This window comes from Tepidibacillus sp. LV47, assembly GCF_048381575.1.
In the GTDB taxonomy this organism is placed as follows: domain Bacteria; phylum Bacillota; class Bacilli; order Tepidibacillales; family Tepidibacillaceae; genus Tepidibacillus.
The window spans coordinates 78416-97017 of the sequence record NZ_JBLWIF010000008.1 but is presented as its reverse complement, the minus strand read 5'-3'; the positions used below and the strand labels follow the sequence as shown (position 1 = coordinate 97017).

The 18602-nt window shown below is 35.8% G+C and carries 23 protein-coding genes; 13 read left to right on the top strand and 10 right to left on the bottom strand.

Translation table 11 applies throughout. The annotated features are described in order from the left end of the window. The first annotated feature begins 93 nt into the window (after positions 1–93). The 7 genes from ACMW72_RS09915 (at position 94) to ACMW72_RS09885 (ending at position 7571) form a co-directional block, all read left to right on the top strand. Positions 94–954 (top strand): carbohydrate ABC transporter permease, encoded by an 861-nt coding sequence (locus ACMW72_RS09915; protein ID WP_418368677.1) that lies wholly within the window; start codon positions 94–96, stop codon positions 952–954. Beyond that, complete coding sequence (locus ACMW72_RS09910) at positions 954–1769, top strand: carbohydrate ABC transporter permease (RefSeq protein WP_418368676.1); 816 nt, start codon at positions 954–956, stop codon at positions 1767–1769. The genes ACMW72_RS09915 and ACMW72_RS09910 overlap by 1 nt, the downstream gene beginning before the upstream one ends. Positions 1770–1880: 111 nt before the next feature. Next, entirely contained in the window at positions 1881–4250 is a 2370-nt protein-coding gene (locus ACMW72_RS09905; RefSeq protein ID WP_418368675.1) for a glycoside hydrolase family 31 protein, read from the top strand. A gap of 35 nt (positions 4251–4285) precedes the next feature. Then, complete coding sequence (locus ACMW72_RS09900; protein WP_418368674.1) at positions 4286–5320, top strand: LacI family DNA-binding transcriptional regulator; 1035 nt, start codon at positions 4286–4288, stop codon at positions 5318–5320. 51 nt (positions 5321–5371) lie between these two features. Next, positions 5372–5791: an Hsp20/alpha crystallin family protein gene (locus ACMW72_RS09895; RefSeq protein ID WP_418368673.1), complete on the top strand. Its 420-nt coding sequence runs from the start codon at positions 5372–5374 to the stop codon at positions 5789–5791. Positions 5792–5943: 152 nt separating this feature from the next. Next, a complete protein-coding gene (locus ACMW72_RS09890) occupies positions 5944–7425 on the top strand; it encodes a sodium-dependent transporter (protein WP_418368672.1) in 1482 nt (493 codons plus the stop codon). Continuing rightward, the gene (locus ACMW72_RS09885) at positions 7425–7571 is read left to right on the top strand and encodes a MetS family NSS transporter small subunit (RefSeq protein WP_418368671.1); all 147 of its coding nucleotides are present in this window, start codon (positions 7425–7427) and stop codon (positions 7569–7571) included. Before ACMW72_RS09890 ends, ACMW72_RS09885 begins: the two co-directional genes overlap by 1 nt. A 133-nt stretch (positions 7572–7704) precedes the next feature. Here the strand turns inward: ACMW72_RS09885 and ACMW72_RS09880 are convergent, their stop codons facing one another. Further along, positions 7705–8700, bottom strand: a complete 996-nt coding sequence (locus ACMW72_RS09880) for a M23 family metallopeptidase (protein WP_418368670.1) — start codon at positions 8698–8700, stop codon at positions 7705–7707. Positions 8701–8827: 127 nt separating this feature from the next. Between ACMW72_RS09880 and larC the strand changes: the two genes are divergently transcribed. Next, on the top strand, positions 8828–9319 hold the full coding sequence (gene larC / locus ACMW72_RS09875) for a nickel insertion protein (RefSeq protein WP_418368669.1): 492 nt from the start codon (positions 8828–8830) through the stop codon (positions 9317–9319). An 83-nt stretch (positions 9320–9402) separates the two neighbouring features. Here larC and ACMW72_RS09870 read toward each other — a convergent pair whose 3' ends face one another. From ACMW72_RS09870 to larE, 3 genes are read right to left on the bottom strand one after another with little or no spacing between them, the layout of a single operon-like run. Beyond that, positions 9403–10230: a LarC family nickel insertion protein gene (locus ACMW72_RS09870; RefSeq protein WP_418368668.1), complete on the bottom strand. Its 828-nt coding sequence runs from the start codon at positions 10228–10230 to the stop codon at positions 9403–9405. A 5-nt stretch (positions 10231–10235) separates the two neighbouring features. Then, a complete protein-coding gene (gene larB, locus ACMW72_RS09865; RefSeq protein WP_418368667.1) occupies positions 10236–11003 on the bottom strand; it encodes a nickel pincer cofactor biosynthesis protein LarB in 768 nt (255 codons plus the stop codon). Between the two features lie 11 nt (positions 11004–11014). Beyond that, the gene (larE, locus tag ACMW72_RS09860; RefSeq protein WP_418368666.1) at positions 11015–11827 is read right to left on the bottom strand and encodes an ATP-dependent sacrificial sulfur transferase LarE; all 813 of its coding nucleotides are present in this window, start codon (positions 11825–11827) and stop codon (positions 11015–11017) included. A gap of 207 nt (positions 11828–12034) precedes the next feature. On the opposite strand from larE, the gene ACMW72_RS09855 reads away from it, so the two are divergent. The 3 genes from ACMW72_RS09855 to ACMW72_RS09845 are packed head-to-tail and all read left to right on the top strand — an operon-like array spanning position 12035 to position 14568. Further along, positions 12035–12982, top strand: coding sequence for a metal ABC transporter substrate-binding protein (locus ACMW72_RS09855; RefSeq protein WP_418368665.1), 948 nt, complete (start codon positions 12035–12037; stop codon positions 12980–12982). Continuing rightward, positions 12983–13750, top strand: coding sequence for a metal ABC transporter ATP-binding protein (locus ACMW72_RS09850; protein ID WP_418368664.1), 768 nt, complete (start codon positions 12983–12985; stop codon positions 13748–13750). Positions 13751–13752: 2 nt separating this feature from the next. Next, entirely contained in the window at positions 13753–14568 is an 816-nt protein-coding gene (locus tag ACMW72_RS09845; protein ID WP_418368663.1) for a metal ABC transporter permease, read from the top strand. Here the strand turns inward: ACMW72_RS09845 and ACMW72_RS09840 are convergent. The 3 genes from ACMW72_RS09840 to ACMW72_RS09830 all read right to left on the bottom strand — a co-directional run bounded on the left by ACMW72_RS09840 (position 14565) and on the right by ACMW72_RS09830 (position 16361). After that, positions 14565–15182, bottom strand: coding sequence for an NUDIX hydrolase (locus tag ACMW72_RS09840; protein ID WP_418368662.1), 618 nt, complete (start codon positions 15180–15182; stop codon positions 14565–14567). The genes ACMW72_RS09845 and ACMW72_RS09840 overlap by 4 nt on opposite strands. Before the next feature lie 60 nt (positions 15183–15242). Further along, positions 15243–15824: a DUF3501 family protein gene (locus tag ACMW72_RS09835; RefSeq protein ID WP_418368661.1), complete on the bottom strand. Its 582-nt coding sequence runs from the start codon at positions 15822–15824 to the stop codon at positions 15243–15245. Positions 15825–15935: 111 nt separating this feature from the next. Next, the gene (locus ACMW72_RS09830) at positions 15936–16361 is read right to left on the bottom strand and encodes a rubrerythrin family protein (protein WP_418368660.1); all 426 of its coding nucleotides are present in this window, start codon (positions 16359–16361) and stop codon (positions 15936–15938) included. 160 nt (positions 16362–16521) lie between these two features. On the opposite strand from ACMW72_RS09830, the gene ACMW72_RS09825 reads away from it, so the two are divergent. Next, positions 16522–16827: a YutD family protein gene (locus tag ACMW72_RS09825; protein ID WP_418368659.1), complete on the top strand. Its 306-nt coding sequence runs from the start codon at positions 16522–16524 to the stop codon at positions 16825–16827. A gap of 14 nt (positions 16828–16841) precedes the next feature. Here ACMW72_RS09825 and ACMW72_RS09820 read toward each other — a convergent pair whose 3' ends face one another. Together ACMW72_RS09820 and ACMW72_RS09815 are read right to left on the bottom strand one after the other, a co-directional pair. Next, positions 16842–17144 carry a hypothetical protein gene (locus ACMW72_RS09820; protein ID WP_418368658.1) on the bottom strand — a complete coding sequence of 101 codons (303 nt, stop codon included), beginning with the start codon at positions 17142–17144 and terminating at the stop codon, positions 16842–16844. Positions 17145–17325: 181 nt separating this feature from the next. Beyond that, a complete protein-coding gene (locus tag ACMW72_RS09815) occupies positions 17326–17595 on the bottom strand; it encodes a DUF3055 domain-containing protein (RefSeq protein ID WP_418368657.1) in 270 nt (89 codons plus the stop codon). Between the two features lie 113 nt (positions 17596–17708). Between ACMW72_RS09815 and ACMW72_RS09810 the strand changes: the two genes are divergently transcribed. Beyond that, positions 17709–18044, top strand: coding sequence for a hypothetical protein (locus ACMW72_RS09810; protein WP_418368656.1), 336 nt, complete (start codon positions 17709–17711; stop codon positions 18042–18044). Here the strand turns inward: ACMW72_RS09810 and ACMW72_RS09805 are convergent. Further along, positions 18039–18479: a GNAT family N-acetyltransferase gene (locus ACMW72_RS09805; RefSeq protein ID WP_418368655.1), complete on the bottom strand. Its 441-nt coding sequence runs from the start codon at positions 18477–18479 to the stop codon at positions 18039–18041. The genes ACMW72_RS09810 and ACMW72_RS09805 overlap by 6 nt on opposite strands. Positions 18480–18602: the final 123 nt, after the last annotated feature.

Below are 18602 nucleotides of genomic sequence, written 5' to 3'. Positions count from 1 at the left end.
GAAACAAGGCAACATTTTTTAGTTGCTTTGTTTCCTTCTATTTCTATGTAGTGCAACTTGATTCATAGGACACTAATTTTGGAGGGTTATTAAATGCGAAAACAATCTTTATGGTACTGGTTATTTTTATTTCCAGTCCTTATCGCGTTAACAGTTGTTGTGATAATCCCGTTTATTTTTGGACTATATTATTCTTTTACCAATTGGAATGGAATTCAAAGTACTGAATTTGTAGGTTTTAATCATTATATAAAACTTTTTCAAGATGGGAAATTCTTGCATTCCATATGGTTTACAACGAAATTTGCGATCGCATCTGTTTTCTTTATTAACTTTTTTGGTCTTATATTAGCATTAATTGTGACGCAAAAATTAAAGACAAGTAAAATTATGCGTACGATTTTTTTTATGCCTAACTTAATCGGAGGGTTAATCTTAGGATTTATTTGGCAATTTATTTTTATTAAAGTATTTGCTGGTATTGGAGATTTACTTCATGTTGAAGGCTTTAGAGGTTGGTTATCAACGACAGAAACAGGCTTCTGGGGACTTGTTATTTTAATGAGCTGGCAAATGGCTGGGTATATTATGGTGATTTACATTGCTTATTTAGAAAACATTCCACAAGAATTATTAGAAGCAGCTGAAATAGATGGAGCAAATAGTTTCCAACGTTTTCGACATATTACGTTCCCACTTGTAGCACCTGCATTTACCGTAAGTATGTTTTTGACACTATCAAATTCATTTAAATTGTATGATCAAAACTTATCTTTAACAGGTGGCGGCCCGTACGACTCCACTCAAATGGTTGCGATGAATATTTTTAAAACAGCATTTGCGGAAAATCAAATGGCATATGCACAATCAAAAGCAGTTATATTTTTCTTAATTGTTACAGTGATCTCCTTAACTCAAGTATATTTTAACAAAAAAAGAGAGGTGGAGATGTAATGGGAAAAGTGCGAAAGTATGTTATTGAAATCATTGGAATTATTTTAGCTCTTATTTGGTTAGCACCGTTTTATTTAATGGTAGTAAACTCTTTTAAAACAAAACGAGAGATTTTTGTCGATACATTACGATTACCAGAAAAATTTACATTTAAGAATTATACTGAAGCATTTGAACGCTTAGATTTTATTCAAACCTTTTTCAATTCTTTATTGATTACAGTTATTAGTGTAGGCATTATTATCGTATTTTCATCAATGGCAGCTTATGCACTTTCTCGACGTAAAAGAAAAATTAGTTCTCTGATCTTCTTTGTTTTCGTTGGAGCAATGCTTATTCCCTTCCAATCTGTAATGATTCCACTAGTGTATATCTTCGGGAAAATGAATATGTTAAATAGAATCGGATTAATCTTTATGTATTTAGGATTTGGATCGAGTCTATCTATATTCCTTTATCACGGGACGCTTAATGGCATTCCGAAAGCGTTAGATGAAGCAGCAACGATTGATGGAGCGAATCGGTTCCAAGTATTTTGGTATGTTATATTCCCAATGCTTAAACCGATAACGGTCACAGTTGCTATATTAAATACAATTTGGATATGGAATGATTACTTATTACCTTCTCTCGTTATTAATAAAGAGGGGATACAAACGATCCCATTGAAGATGTTCTTCTTCTTCGGAGAATATACGAAACAATGGCACTTAGCCCTAGCTGGTTTAACGATTGCAATCATTCCAGTTATTATTAGCTATTTCTTTGCCCAAAAACAAATTATTAAAGGCATTTCCGAAGGTGCAGTTAAATAGATTCAGTATTTAGTAGCTATGTTATCTTTGTTGTTCCTAGGTGATTGTGCTTCTTGAGTGGAAACGGGGATAACGAAAAGGTACTTAATAAATTTAAAGGGAGGATATTTCATGTTAGAAGATACAAGTTTTGCCATTCATCCAGGAAAAGAAAAGATCATTGAAAACACCGATTACCGAGATATTGGCAATTTAGTAGAAAAACGTTTTGAAAATGGGGTGTTAATAGCTCAAAGCGAAGCAGGAGAGTTAAAAGTTCTTTTTTATCGTGATGATATTGTAAGGTTTGTGATGAATCCATTTGGTCAAGCAAGTTTAAAAAGCAGTCCTGCTTTAATTAAAGAACCTGAATCAGTCAATGTTACATTTACGGAAACCGACTATTTGATTGTGCTAGAGTCAAAACGTCTAAAAGTAGAAATCACCAAAGAACCATTAAGAGTGACCATTTTTGATCAAGATGGAAGGCTCATTGTCCGTGAAGGGAAAAAAGGAATGGGTTATAAACCTTCAAAAGAAGTGATCTGTTATAAAGAGATGGGGGAAAAGGATCATTTCTATGGGTTTGGTGAAAAGACCGGTTTCTTAGACAAACGCGGTGAAAAAATGACCATGTGGAATTCCGATGTCTATGCTCCTCATAACCCAGAAACAGATGCCTTGTATCAATCTATTCCCTTCTTTATTACTTTAAGAGATGGGAAAGCCCATGGCATATTTTTCGATAATACCTTTAAATCCACTTTTGATTTTAAAACGGAAGAAGAGTACTATTCCTTTGTGGCAGAAGGGGGACAAATTGATTATTATCTTTTTGCAGGTCCTTCTATGAAAGAGGTGTTAGAACAATATACCGCATTAACAGGGCGAATTCCAATACCACCAAAATGGGCCATTGGCTATCATCAATCCCGTTATAGCTATGAAACAGAGCAAGAAGTAAGGGAAATCGCCAACACCTTCCTAGAAAAGGGAATTCCTCTTGATGTGATTTACTTGGATATTCATTACATGGATGGTTATCGGGTCTTTACCTTTGATCAAAATCGTTTTCCCAATCCGAAAAAACTGGTCGAAGATTTAAAAGAAAAAGGGATTCGCATCGTACCGATCGTAGATCCTGGTGTCAAAGAAGATCCTGAATATGATGTCTATCAAGAAGGGATTAGGGGAGATCACTTCTGTAAATATCTTGAAGGCAATATTTACTTTGGTGATGTATGGCCAGGGAACAGTGCATTTCCCGATTTCACAAGTGAGAAAGTGCGGAAGTGGTGGGGAGAGAAGCATAAATTTTATAGTGATTTAGGCATTGAAGGGATCTGGAATGATATGAACGAACCAGCGGTTTTCAATGAAACGAAAACCATGGATGTGAAAGTGATGCATGAAAACGATGGAGATCCTAAAACACATCGTGAACTTCACAACCTTTATGGTCTGCTGATGGGAAATGCAACGTATAACGGAATGAAGCAACATTTACAAGGGAAAAGACCGTTTTTGCTTACTCGTTCTGGCTATTCAGGAGTACAACGGTATGCAGCAGTTTGGACAGGGGATAATCGCAGCTTCTGGGAACATTTGCAAATGTCTTTGCCTATGGTGATGAATCTTGGTTTATCGGGGATCTCTTTTGCTGGTCCAGATGTAGGTGGATTTGCTCATGATAGCAATGGGGAATTATTAACTCGCTGGACGCAAGTAGGGGCATTTACACCTTATTTCCGTAACCATAGTGCATTAGGATCTGTAAGACAAGAACCATGGTCATTTGGTGAAAAATATGAAAAAGTGATTAAAAAATATATTCAACTACGTTACCAATGGCTTCCTCAGCTTTATACCTTATTTGCGGAAGCACATCAAACGGGAATACCGATTATGCGTCCCCTTGTGATGGAATATCCAAACGATGCAAATACGTACAATTTGTCCGATCAATTTATGATCGGGGATAATGTCATAATTGCGCCGATTATGCAGCCATCTGTCACTCATCGAGTTCTCTATCTACCAGATGGCCGTTGGGTCGATTATTGGACCGGGGAAGTTCTAGAAGGGAATCAACACCACCTCATTCAAGCAGAACTTGATGTATTACCCATTTATGTGAAAGAAGGAACGATGATTGTACTAGGGGGTGTTAAACAAAATACCAATGAAAAAGAGGAGAAACTAACCCTTCATTTATATAAGAGTGAATCATCGACTTATCAATTTACCCTGTATGATGATGATGGATTAAGCTTTGACTATGAAAAAGGAAATTACTTGCGCAAAATCATTCAAGTCACTTGTCAAGGAAAAGAAATTCATTTAGAAATAAAAGATAAGGGTAACTTTCAACCTGATTGGAAAACTCTTGAACTCATCGTTCATCATGGGGAAATGGATATCCGTGTTTATGTAAACGGTAAACATCTACCAGCCATCAAGGCCAATACTGATTTATCAACGTATATCATTGAGCAAAAATAACGATTTCCATTTTGTTTCTGAAAGGGGTGATTGAATTGTCAGTAACCATTAAAGATGTAGCAAAACTTGCCAATGTTGCACCGTCAACCGTTTCAAGAGTCATTGCGGATAGTCCCCGCATTAGTCAAAAAACAAAAGAACGAGTAAGAGAGGCGATGAAACAACTTGGTTATCACCCCAATTTAATCGCTAGAAGCCTTGCTAGCCAATCAACGCGAGCAATTGGTTTAGTTATGCCCAGTTCGACGGATATCTTTTTCCAAAACCCATTTTTTCCAAGTGTGCTTCGCGGAATTAGTGAAGGGGCTCATCAAAAACATTATGCTTTGTATATGACAACGGGAAGAACAGAGGAAGAAATATTTCATGGTATTGTGCAAATGGTGCAAGGTAGCAGAGTAGATGGGGCGATCCTCTTATATTCAAAAATAGAAGATAAAATCTTAGATTATTTAAAGGAAAACCAATTTCCCTTCGTCATTATTGGGAAACCCCATATAGACCAAGAGGAAATCACTCACGTAGACAATGATAATGTCAAAGCGGCGAAAGAGGGGACAAAGTATTTATTATCTTTAGGCCATGAGCGAATAGGTTTTATCGGTGGCAATCCTAATTTAATGGTAACCATTGAACGAATGCAAGGTTACAAAAGAGCCCTTGAAGAGGCAGGATTAACAGTCAAACAAGAATATATCTTTCATGAGCAATTTTTAATCGAAGGGGGACAAGTGGCCGTTGAAAAGTTGATGTCATTAAAAGAACCTCCTACCGCTTTGCTGGTGGCAGATGATCTTATGTCTTTAGGAGTAATCAACAAACTAGATACCATGGGAATTGAAGTACCCAATGATATTTCCATTGTGAGTTTCAATAATGTGCTTTTAGCCCAAGTCTCAAACCCACCTCTGACATCGATTGATATCAATATTTTTGATTTAGGATTTGAAGCGGCAAAAAATCTTATTTTAAAAATTGAAAATCCCAAAGAACCAGTTAAACGAATTATTATTCCTCATGAGTTGGTAATTCGAGACTCTTGTGCACCTTTTAAATCGAATGATGCATAAAAATGGATTCTATTCCTCATAATAAAAATAAAAAACAATGGAGGAATAGGTATGTTTGATTTAATTCCTTTTCGTCGAGGAACAAATGATATTTTTACCTACTTTAATGAGTTAGAAAAAAATTTTTTAGAGAACTTTAATTTTGCTTTCCCTAATTTTAGAACAGATATTGTTGACAAAGGGGACCGTTATGTATTAGAAGCCGAACTACCTGGCTTTAATAAAGAAGATATCAATATTGAAGTGGATAATAATCGTTTAACTATCCATGCGAAACATGAGGCTAGAGCTGAGGAAAATAAAGAGAACTATATTCGAAAAGAAAGACGCTTTGGTTCATTTACGAGAAGCTTTGATGTATCTAATATTAAAACGGATGAGATTAAAGCGGAGTATAAAAATGGTGTATTAATTCTTGATTTACCCAAAAAAGATCCAAATCAGTTTCATAGAAGGATCAATATACAATAAAGAAAATGACCTTGAATTTCAAGGTCATTTTCTTTTAGAAATAAAAAAATATAAATTTCCTTCTTCCCTTTATTGCTGAAATGCGTTAATATAAATGTCATACAAAACTCATACAAATCATAATATTAAAAAACAACAAAGGGGGAAAAAGTATGGGTAAACGTGAGGAATGGGGAAGTCGTGCTGGTTTTCTTCTCGCAGCAATTGGCTCTGCAGTTGGTTTAGGCAATATCTGGAGATTTCCCTACGTAGCATATGAAAATGGTGGGGGTGCCTTTTTAATTCCATATTTTTTTGCCTTATTAACTGCGGGTATTCCCATTTTAATCTTAGAGTTTGGAGTAGGGCATAAATTTAAGGGTTCTGCACCATTAGCGTTTAGAAGAATAATGAAACAAGCAGAATGGCTCGGTTGGTGGCAAGTCTTCATATCCTTTATTATCATGATGTATTATGTAGTGATTATTACTTGGAGCGCAAACTATATTTGGTTTTCAGTAGGCTTAAAATGGGGTAAAGATACTAATCGATTTTTATTTTCTGAATATTTAAATATATCTGATGGCGTATGGAGTTTTGGAGGAATTCAGTGGCATATTTTCTTTACTTTAGTTGCAGTATGGACAATCATCTTTTTTATCTTATATCGAGGTGTAAAATCAGGTATTGAAAAAGCATCAAAAATCTTAATGCCATTATTGTTCATCATTATGCTTTTTTTCACGATTCGCGGGTTATTATTACCAGGAGCAGTAAAAGGATTAAATGTTTTGTTAACCCCAGATTTTAGTAAAATCTTTGATGCAGATACTTGGATTGCTGCATATGGCCAGATTTTTTTTAGTTTGAGTGTTGCGTTTGCGATTATGATTACGTATTCCAGTTACCTACCTGAGAAAGCAGAAATTAATAATAGTGCATTTATTACAGGTTTTGCCAATAGCGGTTTTGAGTTTTTGGCTGCAATAGGGGTTTTTAGTGTCATTGGTTTTATGTCCCAAACCACAGGGACACCGATAGATAAAGTAGTAGGGCAAGGTGTAGGGCTTGCATTTGTTGTGTTTCCCCAGATTATTAACCAGTTACCTGCCATGAATAGTTTGATTGGCGTTCTTTTCTTTACCGCCCTTTTTATTGCAGGATTAACTTCCGCGGTTTCTATTTTAGAGGTTGTCATTGCTGCGATTATGGATAAGTTTGCATTAGGGCGTAAACAAGCTGTGATCTATTCTTCCTTGCTTGGTTTTGCTGGAAGCATCATCTATACTTCAGGGGGCGGTTTATACTATTTAGACATCGTTGATCATTTTATTAACGCTTTTGGCATTGTGTTAGCTGGAATTGTTGAAGTCTTATTACTTGGATGGTTTTTTAAACTTCGTACCATTCGAGAGCATAATAATTTACTTTCCGATTTCCCAATTGGAAAATGGTGGGAAGTAACTATCCGCTTCATAACGCCCTTATTATTAGGAATTATGACAATACTTAATTTTTATAAAGAATTTACGAAGTTATATGGGGATTATCCTCTAAATAGCTTGCTTCTCTTTGGTTGGGGAATTGCAATATCCGCCATCGTTCTTGGTTTGATTTTTAAAGCTTTTCCTGGTTATCAGAAGGAGGAGTACTAATGAATACGAGTGCCATCATTATGTTTATCTTCGGGGCTACCCTTTTATGGGGTGGATTAGCCGTTTCTTTAGCTATTGCCTTTAAAAAATCGAAAACAGCAACAACATCGGTAAATTCAAATGCATCTTCCAAGCAAACAGCATGAAAATCAGTGCATAAAAAATAGGTTTGTATATTCCTAAAAGTCGCTCGCTGCTTATGGAATATACAAACCCACATCTTCATATCACTGGCTTGTATGATTCTATAAGATCTGCGTTAGAATATACAAGCCATTTTTATTTTTTTGTTTTCATTTTTCGTTCCCAAGCCCTTAGATAAGGAGTAGGGTCAAAAGCCCATTCTGTGCGTCCATTATATTTGTACATGCCAAAGTGAAGATGAGGAGGAAACTTTCCTTGAGTTCCTTTTGGTCCATAACCAGAACTCCCCACATAACCGATGATATCCCCTGGTTTGACAATATCTCCTTCTTTGAGACCTTTTTTAAAACCTGTTAAATGGGCGTAGTAATAATAGATATTGTTGACGTCACGTATCCCTACACGCCAGCCCCCGTATTTATTCCATCCAAGTATTTCCACATAACCATAAGATACACTTCTTACGGGAGTTCCATAGGAAGCAAAGATATCTGTGCCTTCATGTATCCTTAGACCTCCCCAACCTCGTCGATCCCCCCAGGTACTTCGATAGGAGTAATTATTCCATTTTGGTATAGGGAAAACTCGATCCGTTACGTCTAAGGTATTGAAATGTCGATAAATCTTGGCAATTTCTATAATAATCTTGGCGGTCTGTTCACTATGGTAATATTGGGTTAACCATAATTTTAATTGTTCTTCCGTAGTCCCGAAACGAGATAACAGAGTTAGAAAGGTTACGAGTGCATCAACATCATTATCCCGATCGGCCTTGCCATCTCCATTTCCGTCTACGCCAATGCCGTGAAAGAAACGAATGGTTCCAGGGTTTTGATCATCAGGATTGGGGTTTAAAAATCCAGCCCATTGGCTTTTACCAAAATAGATAGAGATAAGACCCTTTTTAATAGGTAAATCCTGGCGAACAGGCTGGATATTTTTTTCGTATTGGTTAATCGCTGCAATATAATACCAGGGAATCTGATAAAGATTTTCCATATTTTTAAATAGACGCATTCGTTCTTGATTCTGATTTGCTTCTGTTTCTTTTGCATCGATTCGTGGAATTGGTAGAATTAGACTCATGGTTATCAATATTAGAAATAGTTTTGTGTAAAACCGTTTAGCCATCTTCATCTCTCCAAAATAAAACATTGTTACCGATTCCTTATGTAGTTTAAGAAGATGTTCTCTTTTCTATGTATGGTGGAAAATGGTAATATGGTTTTGAGATGAAGAATAGGGGAAAGGTGAGAACGTGAAAAATCATTCTTCTGAACATATTGATGACCAGATGATCAAAATCGAGGTTACAATCGATGATATGAATCCTGAGTTTTATGGTTATATTATGGAGGGATTATTCGCTTTAGGGGTAAATGATGTATATATTCAACCAGTTATCATGAAGAAGAACCGCCCTGGACAAGTTCTAAATGTCCTTTGTTCGAATAAAATGCGGGAAAAGGTAATCGATTTTCTATTTCAAGAAACAACGACACTAGGTATCCGATACACGCCATATACGGTTTATCGCTTGGAAAGAGAATTTATCAAGGTGGAAACGAAGTGGGGAGAATGCACGGTAAAAATCGGAAAACGTCAAGGAAAAGTAGTTCAAGTCGCTCCTGAATATGAGAAATGTGTGGCCTTAGCAAAAGAAAACCAAGTTCCTTTAAAATGGGTTTATGATCAGGCAAAGGAAAAAGGATATCAGTGGGTAAAAGAACAACAACAGCTACTCGATTAATCTCTAAAATGCCAAAGGTCTGTAGTTAGCAAAAGCGACGACTTTTGGAAAACTACAGACCTTTATAAATCCATCTGTTACTTTTATGGTGATGTCAATGGATTATGATGATCATGTTGATGGTTATGGTGATGGTGCTCATGTTCGTGTTGGATCGAAAATTGAGGTTCTGTTAAATATAGTTCATTGATTGTACCAATGACTGCTCGAAGGACATTGGGCCGATCATCAAAATCTTTTGCTCCTGCACCATAGCCAATGGTTTGTACAATCATAGATGGATAACCGTGAAAGTCAGTTCCCAATGCCGCAACAATCCCAGCACCTGTTGGTGTTGTCATTTCAAAAGGAACTTGTGATGAGCGAATAGGAATTCCTTTTAGAATCTCCAATGTCGCTGGTGTGGGTATTGGATAGATGCCATGGTCAATTTTAATTTGTCCAATGCCAAGGGGAATAGGAGAGGTATAAATTTGCTCAATCTCTAAATCCTCTATTGCAAGACTTACGCCAATAATATCGACAATGGAATCGATTGAACCTACTTCATGAAAGTGAACTTGGTCTAGAGGAACATTATGAACTTTTGCTTCAGCAAGACCAATGGTTTCAAAAATTTTTTTTGCCCTTAATTTCACTCTTTCAGAAAGTTCAGACTGATCTATCATTTGGATAATATCAACAAAATGACGATGATGTACGATTTTTGTACTTGGTTCAACAAGCACATCCAATTTAAGTCCTGTCACTCCTTTTTTTACAACCTTCCTGTATTCAATTTTAAATGGTTCAATGGGTAGTTTTCTTAATTCGTTTTCAATATAGTTACGGTTAGCTCCTGCATCAATCAATGCAGCTAATGTCATATCCCCGCTAATTCCAGAAAAACAATCAAAATATACTATTTTCATTGGTCTTATTCTCCTTTGTGATTAGGATCCATCACTTTATTGATTAATCCTGCTTGATAACCAGCACCAAAACCATTATCAATATTGACAACGGAAATTCCATTTGAACAAGAATTTAACATTCCAAGTAAAGCAGATAGACCCCCAAAGTTTGCCCCGTATCCAACACTTGTTGGTACGGCAATCACTGGTTTTGCAACCAAACCTGCAACGACACTTGGTAAAGCTCCCTCCATCCCGGCAACAACGACAATCACGTTTGCGTTCCGAATTAAATCGATCTGATCAAAAAGTCGGTGTATGCCTGCAACACCCACATCACAAATCAATTCCACTTTGTTTCCCATCGCTCTTACTGTAACAGCAGCCTCTTCTGCAACAGGAAGGTCGGATGTACCAGCACATACAATAGCAATATATCCAGGATGTTCGGGTTGCAAACCTTTTTTCCAAAGAATCGTTCTTGCCCTTTTGTTATATTCTGCAGAAGGGAATTTAGAAAGAACGGCTTTGCCTATCTCTTCTGTCACTCTAGTTGCAAGAACAACATTATGATGGGTGACTAAACGTTCAAAAATCATCACTACTTGTTCTGCGGTTTTGCCTTCGCCATAAATCACTTCAGGAAACCCCACACGTTTTGCTCGATGAAGATCAGGTCTAGCAAAACCTAATTCTTCATAGGATTTCAGTTTTTGAGAAGCTTCTTCAACCGATAAGGTTCCTTGTTGAACTTCTTGTAGTATTCTTGTTAAAAGATTTTTTGTATTCATATACTTTCGCTTTACTCCTTAATCCCTATGAGTTGTCGATTCAGGCTTCCGGTACGGTATCCTTCTAAATCAAGGGTAACATATTGAAATCCAAGTGCTTTTAGTTTTTCTACAATGGTTTGGTAGTTGGCAAGAATACGTGGAAAATCTTCAGGTAGCACTTCAATCCGAGCAACCACTCCATGATGACGAACTCGAAATTGTTTTAGTCCAAGTTCAAAGAGGAATTGTTCAGCATGATCAATTTGCTGTAATTTTTCACGTGTAATCCTTTCGTTATACGGTATCCGTGAAGCTAAACAGGAAAAAGAGGGTTTATCCCAAGTTGGCAGATCATGTGCTTTTGATCGTTCACGTATCTCTTTTTTACTAAATCCTATTTCTTTTAAAGGACTGCGAATGCCAAGAGTGTATAGAGCCTTTAGGCCTGGACGGTAGTCTTGCATATCATCAAGATTGGAACCATCAATAATCGTCTCGATGTTTAAATTTTTCGCAATTTGCATAAGATGGGTAAAGAGATGAGTTTTGCAAAAAAAGCAGCGATCTGCAGGATTGGCTGAAATATTTTCATTTGATAAGGCATCCAGATAAACCTGCTTATGAGGAATGCCGATTTTTTTTGCTAATACATAAGCTTCCTCAACTTCTCTTTTTGGTATAAATTCGTTTTCAATGGTAACAGCAATCGCATTTTCTCCTAAAGCGATGTAAGCCATTTTGGCAAGATAGGTACTGTCCACACCTCCAGAAAGGGCGATCAGAACACGTTTCATTTGTTTTAATTGATGAATAAGCTGTTGTTCTTTTTCAATAAGATTCACGACGACCCTCCTTTCAATGTTACGAACTTCTAACATTTAATTTCTAACTTCTAGTATAACGATACATTTGGTTTCTTCCAATCTTTTTAAACTTTGAAAGAGTTTGATAAATATAAATCGTAATCATTCCGATTTACAAAAACAAAAAAATCAATATAATAATCTATATAAATAAGAATGGTTACGATTTAGAAAGGGTGTGGGTAAATGAAAAAACAAGGTCTTCTTTCATGGATACTTATTTTAACCCTGATTGTATCTGCAGGTTGTGGGGTATATAGTGATTCTCAAAAGCAAAAGAACGTGAATAAAGTACAAGTGTTTACCAGCTTTTACGTTTTAGCCGATTTCGCTAAGAAAATTGGTGGGGATTATGTTGAAGTGACGAATATGATTCCCCCTGGAACAGAACCTCATGATTTTGAACCAACACCAAAACAAATCGCCAAACTGCAAGAAGCAGATCTATTTGTTTATAATGGAACAGGGTTTGATGAGTGGGTAAAAAAAGTGATTGAGAATAATAATGGGAAAATGGAAGTTGTCAATACCACCGAGGGGATTTCCCTATTGACACTTAACGAAGAAGAAAGTCACAACCATACAGAAGGAGATTTCCACAAAGGTGGGATTGATCCCCATGTATGGTTAAACCCGATGAATGCAATGATTCAAGCAGAAAAAATAAAAGATGGACTTATAAAAGTGGATCCAAGTCATCAAGAAGTTTACACCAAGAACTACGAAAAATTGAAACAATCTTTTATCGAATTGGATCAAACCTATCAAAATGAGCTAAAGAAAGCGAAGACAAGGGAGATCTTTGTCTCTCATGCTGCTTTTGGGTATTTAGCTGATCGCTATCAATTAAAACAAGTTGCAATTGCAGGATTAACCCCATCAGATGAACCAAGTCCCAAGGAACTGGCTGAGATTGTCAATGAAGCGAAAAAAATGAAAATTAAATATATTCTTTTTGAACCATTATTAGAATCCAAATATGCAACAACGATTATGAATGAAATTGGCGCCAAAGCTTTAACTTTAAATCCAATCGAAAGTTTGACAAAAGAGGAGATTGAAAAAGGGGAAGACTATTTTTCGATCATGAAGAACAACTTAGAAGTATTAAAGACAGCTTTAGGAGTGAAATAAATGGGCAAACCACTCATTGAAATTCAAAACCTTTCCTTTCAGTATGGTACCAATCAAGTTCTAAAGCATGTCAATCTCGTCGTTGAAGAAGGGGAATTTCTTGGGTTAGTAGGTCCTAATGGATCGGGAAAATCAACTTTGCTTAAAATCATTCTTGGTTTACTTGAACCTACAGTAGGAGAAATAAAACTATTTGGCCAACCCATTGAACGGTTTCGGGATTGGAAAAAAATCGGGTATGTTTCGCAAAAAGCAAATAGCTTTAATCGAGGATTTCCAGCTACAGTTGAAGAGGTGGTAGAGACAGGTTTGTATGGATCCATTGGACTTTTCCGTAGAATTCATAAGTCTCATCGAGAAAAAGTAAAGGAAACTCTAAGATTAGTAGGATTAGAGGAGTTTTCAAAGCGAAATATTTCCAAACTATCTGGTGGGCAACAGCAAAGAGTTTTTATTGCTCGGGCAATTGTAAGTCAACCGCAACTTTTAATCCTGGATGAGCCTACTGTTGGGGTAGATACAGAATCTGTTCATCAATTTTATCAATTAATGGGGAAATTAAATCATGATCTTGGCATGACCTTGATTTTGGTTTCCCATGATATTGGTATGGTTACGGAAAAAGTAACGAAACTGGTTTGTTTGAATAAACAACTTTTTTTCCATGGGACGCCAAAAGAATTCGCACAACAACAAAGGGTATTAGAAAAAACATATGGTTCGGAAATGAGTTTGATTACCCATCATCACCATCTGGAGGAATCATAAGGATGTTTGAGATGTTACAATATGATTTTATGCAAAGAGCGCTTTTAGCAGGGATAATGATTTCGATTATTAGTCCAACGATTGGGGTATTTATTGTTTTACGAAGACTTTCGTTAATCGGGGATACATTATCCCATGTTACATTAGCAGGGGTAGCTGCTGGGATTTTAGGTGGGATTTATCCAGTATTTTCAGGAATGATTTTTGCCGTTTTAGCGGCTCTTGGGATTGAGAAATTACGAAAACTTTACCGATCCTATGAAGAATTAGCGATTCCCATTATGTTATCAGCAGGGATTGGTCTTGCTGTGGTATTCATTAGCTTAGCAAATGGGTTTAATGTAGACTTATTTAGTTATTTATTTGGTAGTGTGATGGCTGTCTCAAGACAGGACCTTTTAACAATCTTTGCCGTTGGAATGATTATCCTCATCCTTATTTATCTTTTCTTTAAAGAATTATTTTATTTATCGTTTGATGAGGAGGCTGCTCGTTTAAGCGGAATACCTCATCGGTTTATTAATACTTTATTTATCGTTTTAGTTGCCCTTACCATTTCATTATCGATGAGAATTGTAGGGATACTCTTAGTTTCTTCGCTTATGACAATCCCTGTTGCAGCAAGTTTACAGATTGCAAATAGTTTTAAAGAAGCGTATGCTTATGCCATTCTCTTTTCATTATTATCTGTCATCTTCGGGATGACGTTATCTTATTTGTTTGATTTAGCAACAGGGGGAACGATTGTATTAACAAGTGTGGTGATTTTACTCCTTGTGATTTTAGGCAAGAGACTTATTATAGGCAAACATGCTTAATATTGAATCGTCTGAATGAAATGATAGAGGATAAAAGCAGTCATTCCCCAAATGACCTTATCTTCATAGTAGTAAAAGAGTTCGGGGATTTTCCCTTTTCGCCATGGGTAGTTTTTTCCTTTGGGGATATGGTGAAAAGGGAAGTTTTCTTCTGGTTGTATTTGTACATTGAGATAATAAATCTCTGGTTTATTTTTAAGAAAGAAATCAAGAGGTATTGTAAAAACAGATTCTACTTCGTCTTGATTTAGGGATAGAGTAAAAGGAGATTGAATCGTTGCAACAAAGGGATAGATAATCGTTCGTCCAGACGGAACATAAGTATCGAGTTCGGCTAAAATCTGAATTTTTTCTTTATCAATCCCAAGTTCTTCAACGGTTTCCCGAATCGCAGCATCCTGATATTGTAAATCAGTTGATTCAATTTTACCACCTGGAAAGCTGATTTCACCAGGTTGACGTCTTAATTTTTTTGAACGAATTTCAAAGAGAATAGAGGTTGCTCCTGCGTTTTTTTCAATGAGGGGAATCAGCACTGCATATTTTGACATCGATTCAATCCCCATAATCTTGATCTTTCGATTTTTTAATCTCGTCTTGATCTGATCGATCATCTTTTTTCCTCCCTTCTTTCTATATCATATACCGTTTTGAGGAGGAAATTTGGTAGAAGTTTAGTTTTTGGCTAATTGTTCTTGCAGTTTTTGAATGAGTTCTTTTGAAAGTTCTGTTTCCGCTTGATAATTTGGATGGTTCACTTTTAATCGGACTTGTTCGCTGTTTAAAAATTGTTCTTTTTGCTCATTAGTGAAAGGAAAATGGAGGTAATGAACCGATTGGGTGTACTTCTCATCTTTCTCTTCTTCTGAATCTGGTTCATAGGAGGTAACTACCGTGTCATCAAAAAGCAGTTGAACATGGTTTTCAATTCCTACGATCGTTTTATTAAAGGCGCGCAATTCTTCTTGGACGGGAATTTCAATGAAAAGGGTCATACTTAATTCATTTTTTTCAGGGAGAAGGTCATTATATACTTCTAACATTTCATTAATGTAAGTATCATTGGTAATTTGTTCAGCTCGAATCATTTCTTGGATTTGATAGAAAACGGTTAATTTTGTTTCAAATAATCCTGACATTTTGTCACTGATGTTTACACGCAATACTTTTTTCTCTTGGATCACTTCTTTTAAAAATTTTTCGTGAAGTTTTTGGTATTCTTGATAAGGAATTAAATCGGCTTTTGTTAATTTCATAAACCATTCACACCTTTCCTTTTTATGTTTATCATACACGAAATTGAAAGAATGGACTAGGCTGTAAACCTAGTCCTTTTTTCATCGAAATTTGTAGTTCATGAAAAAAGATTAATCATTTAAACGCTCTAAAATTTTCTTAAATGTATTCGCATGAGCTTTTTCGGATTTTGCCATTACTTCAAACCACTCAGCGATATCATCATAACCTTCTTCACGTGCAACTTTTGCAAAACCAGGATACATTTCACTAAATTCGTATTCTTCACCAGCAATAGCAGATTTTAAATTATCTTCTGTATTACCAACTGGTAAATCAGTAACTGGGTCTGCGCCCCCATGTTTTAAAATCATATCAAAGTGACCAAAAGCGTGAGAAGTTTCCCCGTCTGCAATGCGTTGGAATGAAGAAGAAACATCAGCTAGACCTTCAATATCTGCTTTTTTTGCAAAGTATAAATAACGACGGTTTGCTTGTGATTCACCTGCAAATGCGGTTTTTAAATTTTGAAATGTTTTACTGTTTTTAAATTCCATACCCATTACCCCTTTTTTTATAGTTTTATATTTACAAAGTTATTTTAATCATAATTGGTATCTCTTGTCAATGTTCAAACTACATTAAAAAATAGATGAAAGCAAAGGGATAGTTGTGCTAAAATAATCAAAAAAGCTTTCATAGGAGTCGATATGTTCTATGATACACATGTTTGGAAATACGTATGAATTAGTCGTAAATCATAAAAATGGCTGGAATCCAGAATCCTTTCGTGAGAGATATAGCGAAATTCTTGATAAATATGATTATATTGTAGGAGATTGGGGATTTAATCAATTAAGATTAAAAGGATTTTATTCTGAAAAGCGGCCAAAAGTTTCTCGTGAGATGAAAATCGATTCGTTAGATGAATATCTATATGAATATTGTAATTTTGGTTGCGCTTACTTTGTCATCAAAAAAGTAAATTCACATGAAGGAAATCAAGGGAATCGCAGGAAATGAGCCGAAAAAACGGCTCATTTTTCTATATTCTCATCTGGGTTATCATGAGTGGGATGAGCGTTTGGATCTTGTCTTTTAATTCCTTCATGAAATTGTTTATTTTCATAAGTAAAGGCGGAGGTTGCCCGTTGACTTTCTAAATAGGGAGTATCTTTTGTCAAGGAATGGTTAATGGGAGAGCCATATGGTCCCTCTGGGAACTCTTCAGGAACTAAATTATCCCTTTGCGATTCGACTGTTCCCACATCAGAAAATTTTCGAGTGCGTTTTAGAATATTATTTTCTAATTTCACACCATCGTTTTTGGATTGATCCATATTTTCATTTTTCACCTCTTTTTTTAAACTTTTCGGAAGTTTTCACCCAAAAAAAGTTTCCTTTCTTAGAATCTGTTTCAGGAGCTTTTTTCATACTTTGGTATCGAAAATTGGTGGAGTGATTCTCAGCCTTGTTGGGATCATTGCCTTAACAAAAAAACGCTCTTAAAAAAGGGCGTTTTCATATGACTTGGATAAGATATTGATATAACTCTTTTGCTTCTTTTTCATTTAAATGAAATGTCTCTTTTAAAAAGCCGGGTTCTTCTAAATCATCTTGTCCAATGATTGCCGTTATTCCTGATTGTATATTGATGACGAGTTGTTTGCCGAAAAAACGTTCGGTTTGAATGATCGCTAGATCAAAACGAGTGTTTGATTCGCCGATAAAACTAATATATTTAATCCTGGATGTTTCTTCATCTTCAAAAAGGGTAATTATATTGTTCATAAGGAATCATCATTCTCCTTCTGTTATACATTCTTCAAATAAAGATTCCTTTGCTATATATTGTTATTATTATACATCAACTTTTCGGCAATATAAACAGTGGAGGGTTTTTTATGATTCTTGAGCAAATTCAACCTTTCATCAAAGAAACAAAAGAAAACGGATTTATTCTCGATATTTGGCAGACGATGTTGAAACAATGGCGAGTTTCAAAAAATATCCCAATAAAGGATCAAGCTGATCTTGAACAATTTATAAGCAAGATGATGGAAATTGAACGAGCTTGTGTGGAAGAAGGAGACGGGCGCCCAATCGTTTTTATGAAAAAAGATTTGCAAGAGTGTCATGTGATAATTGAGAAAAATAATGGAGAAAAGCGTAGATATGTTCTCCATCCATATGGTTACAACATGCAATGGGAAATTTTTAAAGTTGAAAAAGAATTATAGAAACTTTGCCATAAAGACCCAATCAATTCCATGAATGTCGTTTTTCAAAATTCCTTCTTCTTGGTATCCATGCTTGGCAAAGAAATTGGCTGCACGACTATTCTTATATGCTTTTAATCCAAGTTTGTGACATTGTTTTTCTTTGGCGATCGTTTCAAATTGTTTAAGTAAAGGCTGGCCAACGAAGCCTTTTCCACGATACTCTTCTTTGACTAACAATGTACTTAAATAACCAACCCCGCCAATGATACGAAATTGTGCGATGCCGACGATCTCGCCGCCAATTCTTGCAGTTAAAATGTGTTCTTCCATTTTCCAATTGGATTGATCCCGAAACCCAAATACTTCCTCATTTGCTGAAGGCCATTCGTTTAGATAAAAGTCTTTCATTTCTGGTTGAAACCCTTTTTCATGAATGAGTTTTAAATCTTCCATTTCTATCCCCCTAAAACTTTTTTTATATCATCAACCCACTCTTTTATTCTAGCAAAAAAGAGAAAAATAAAGGGGGGAAAATGTAAAAGAGATTTTTGTGCTATAATTACTTACGTGAAAACG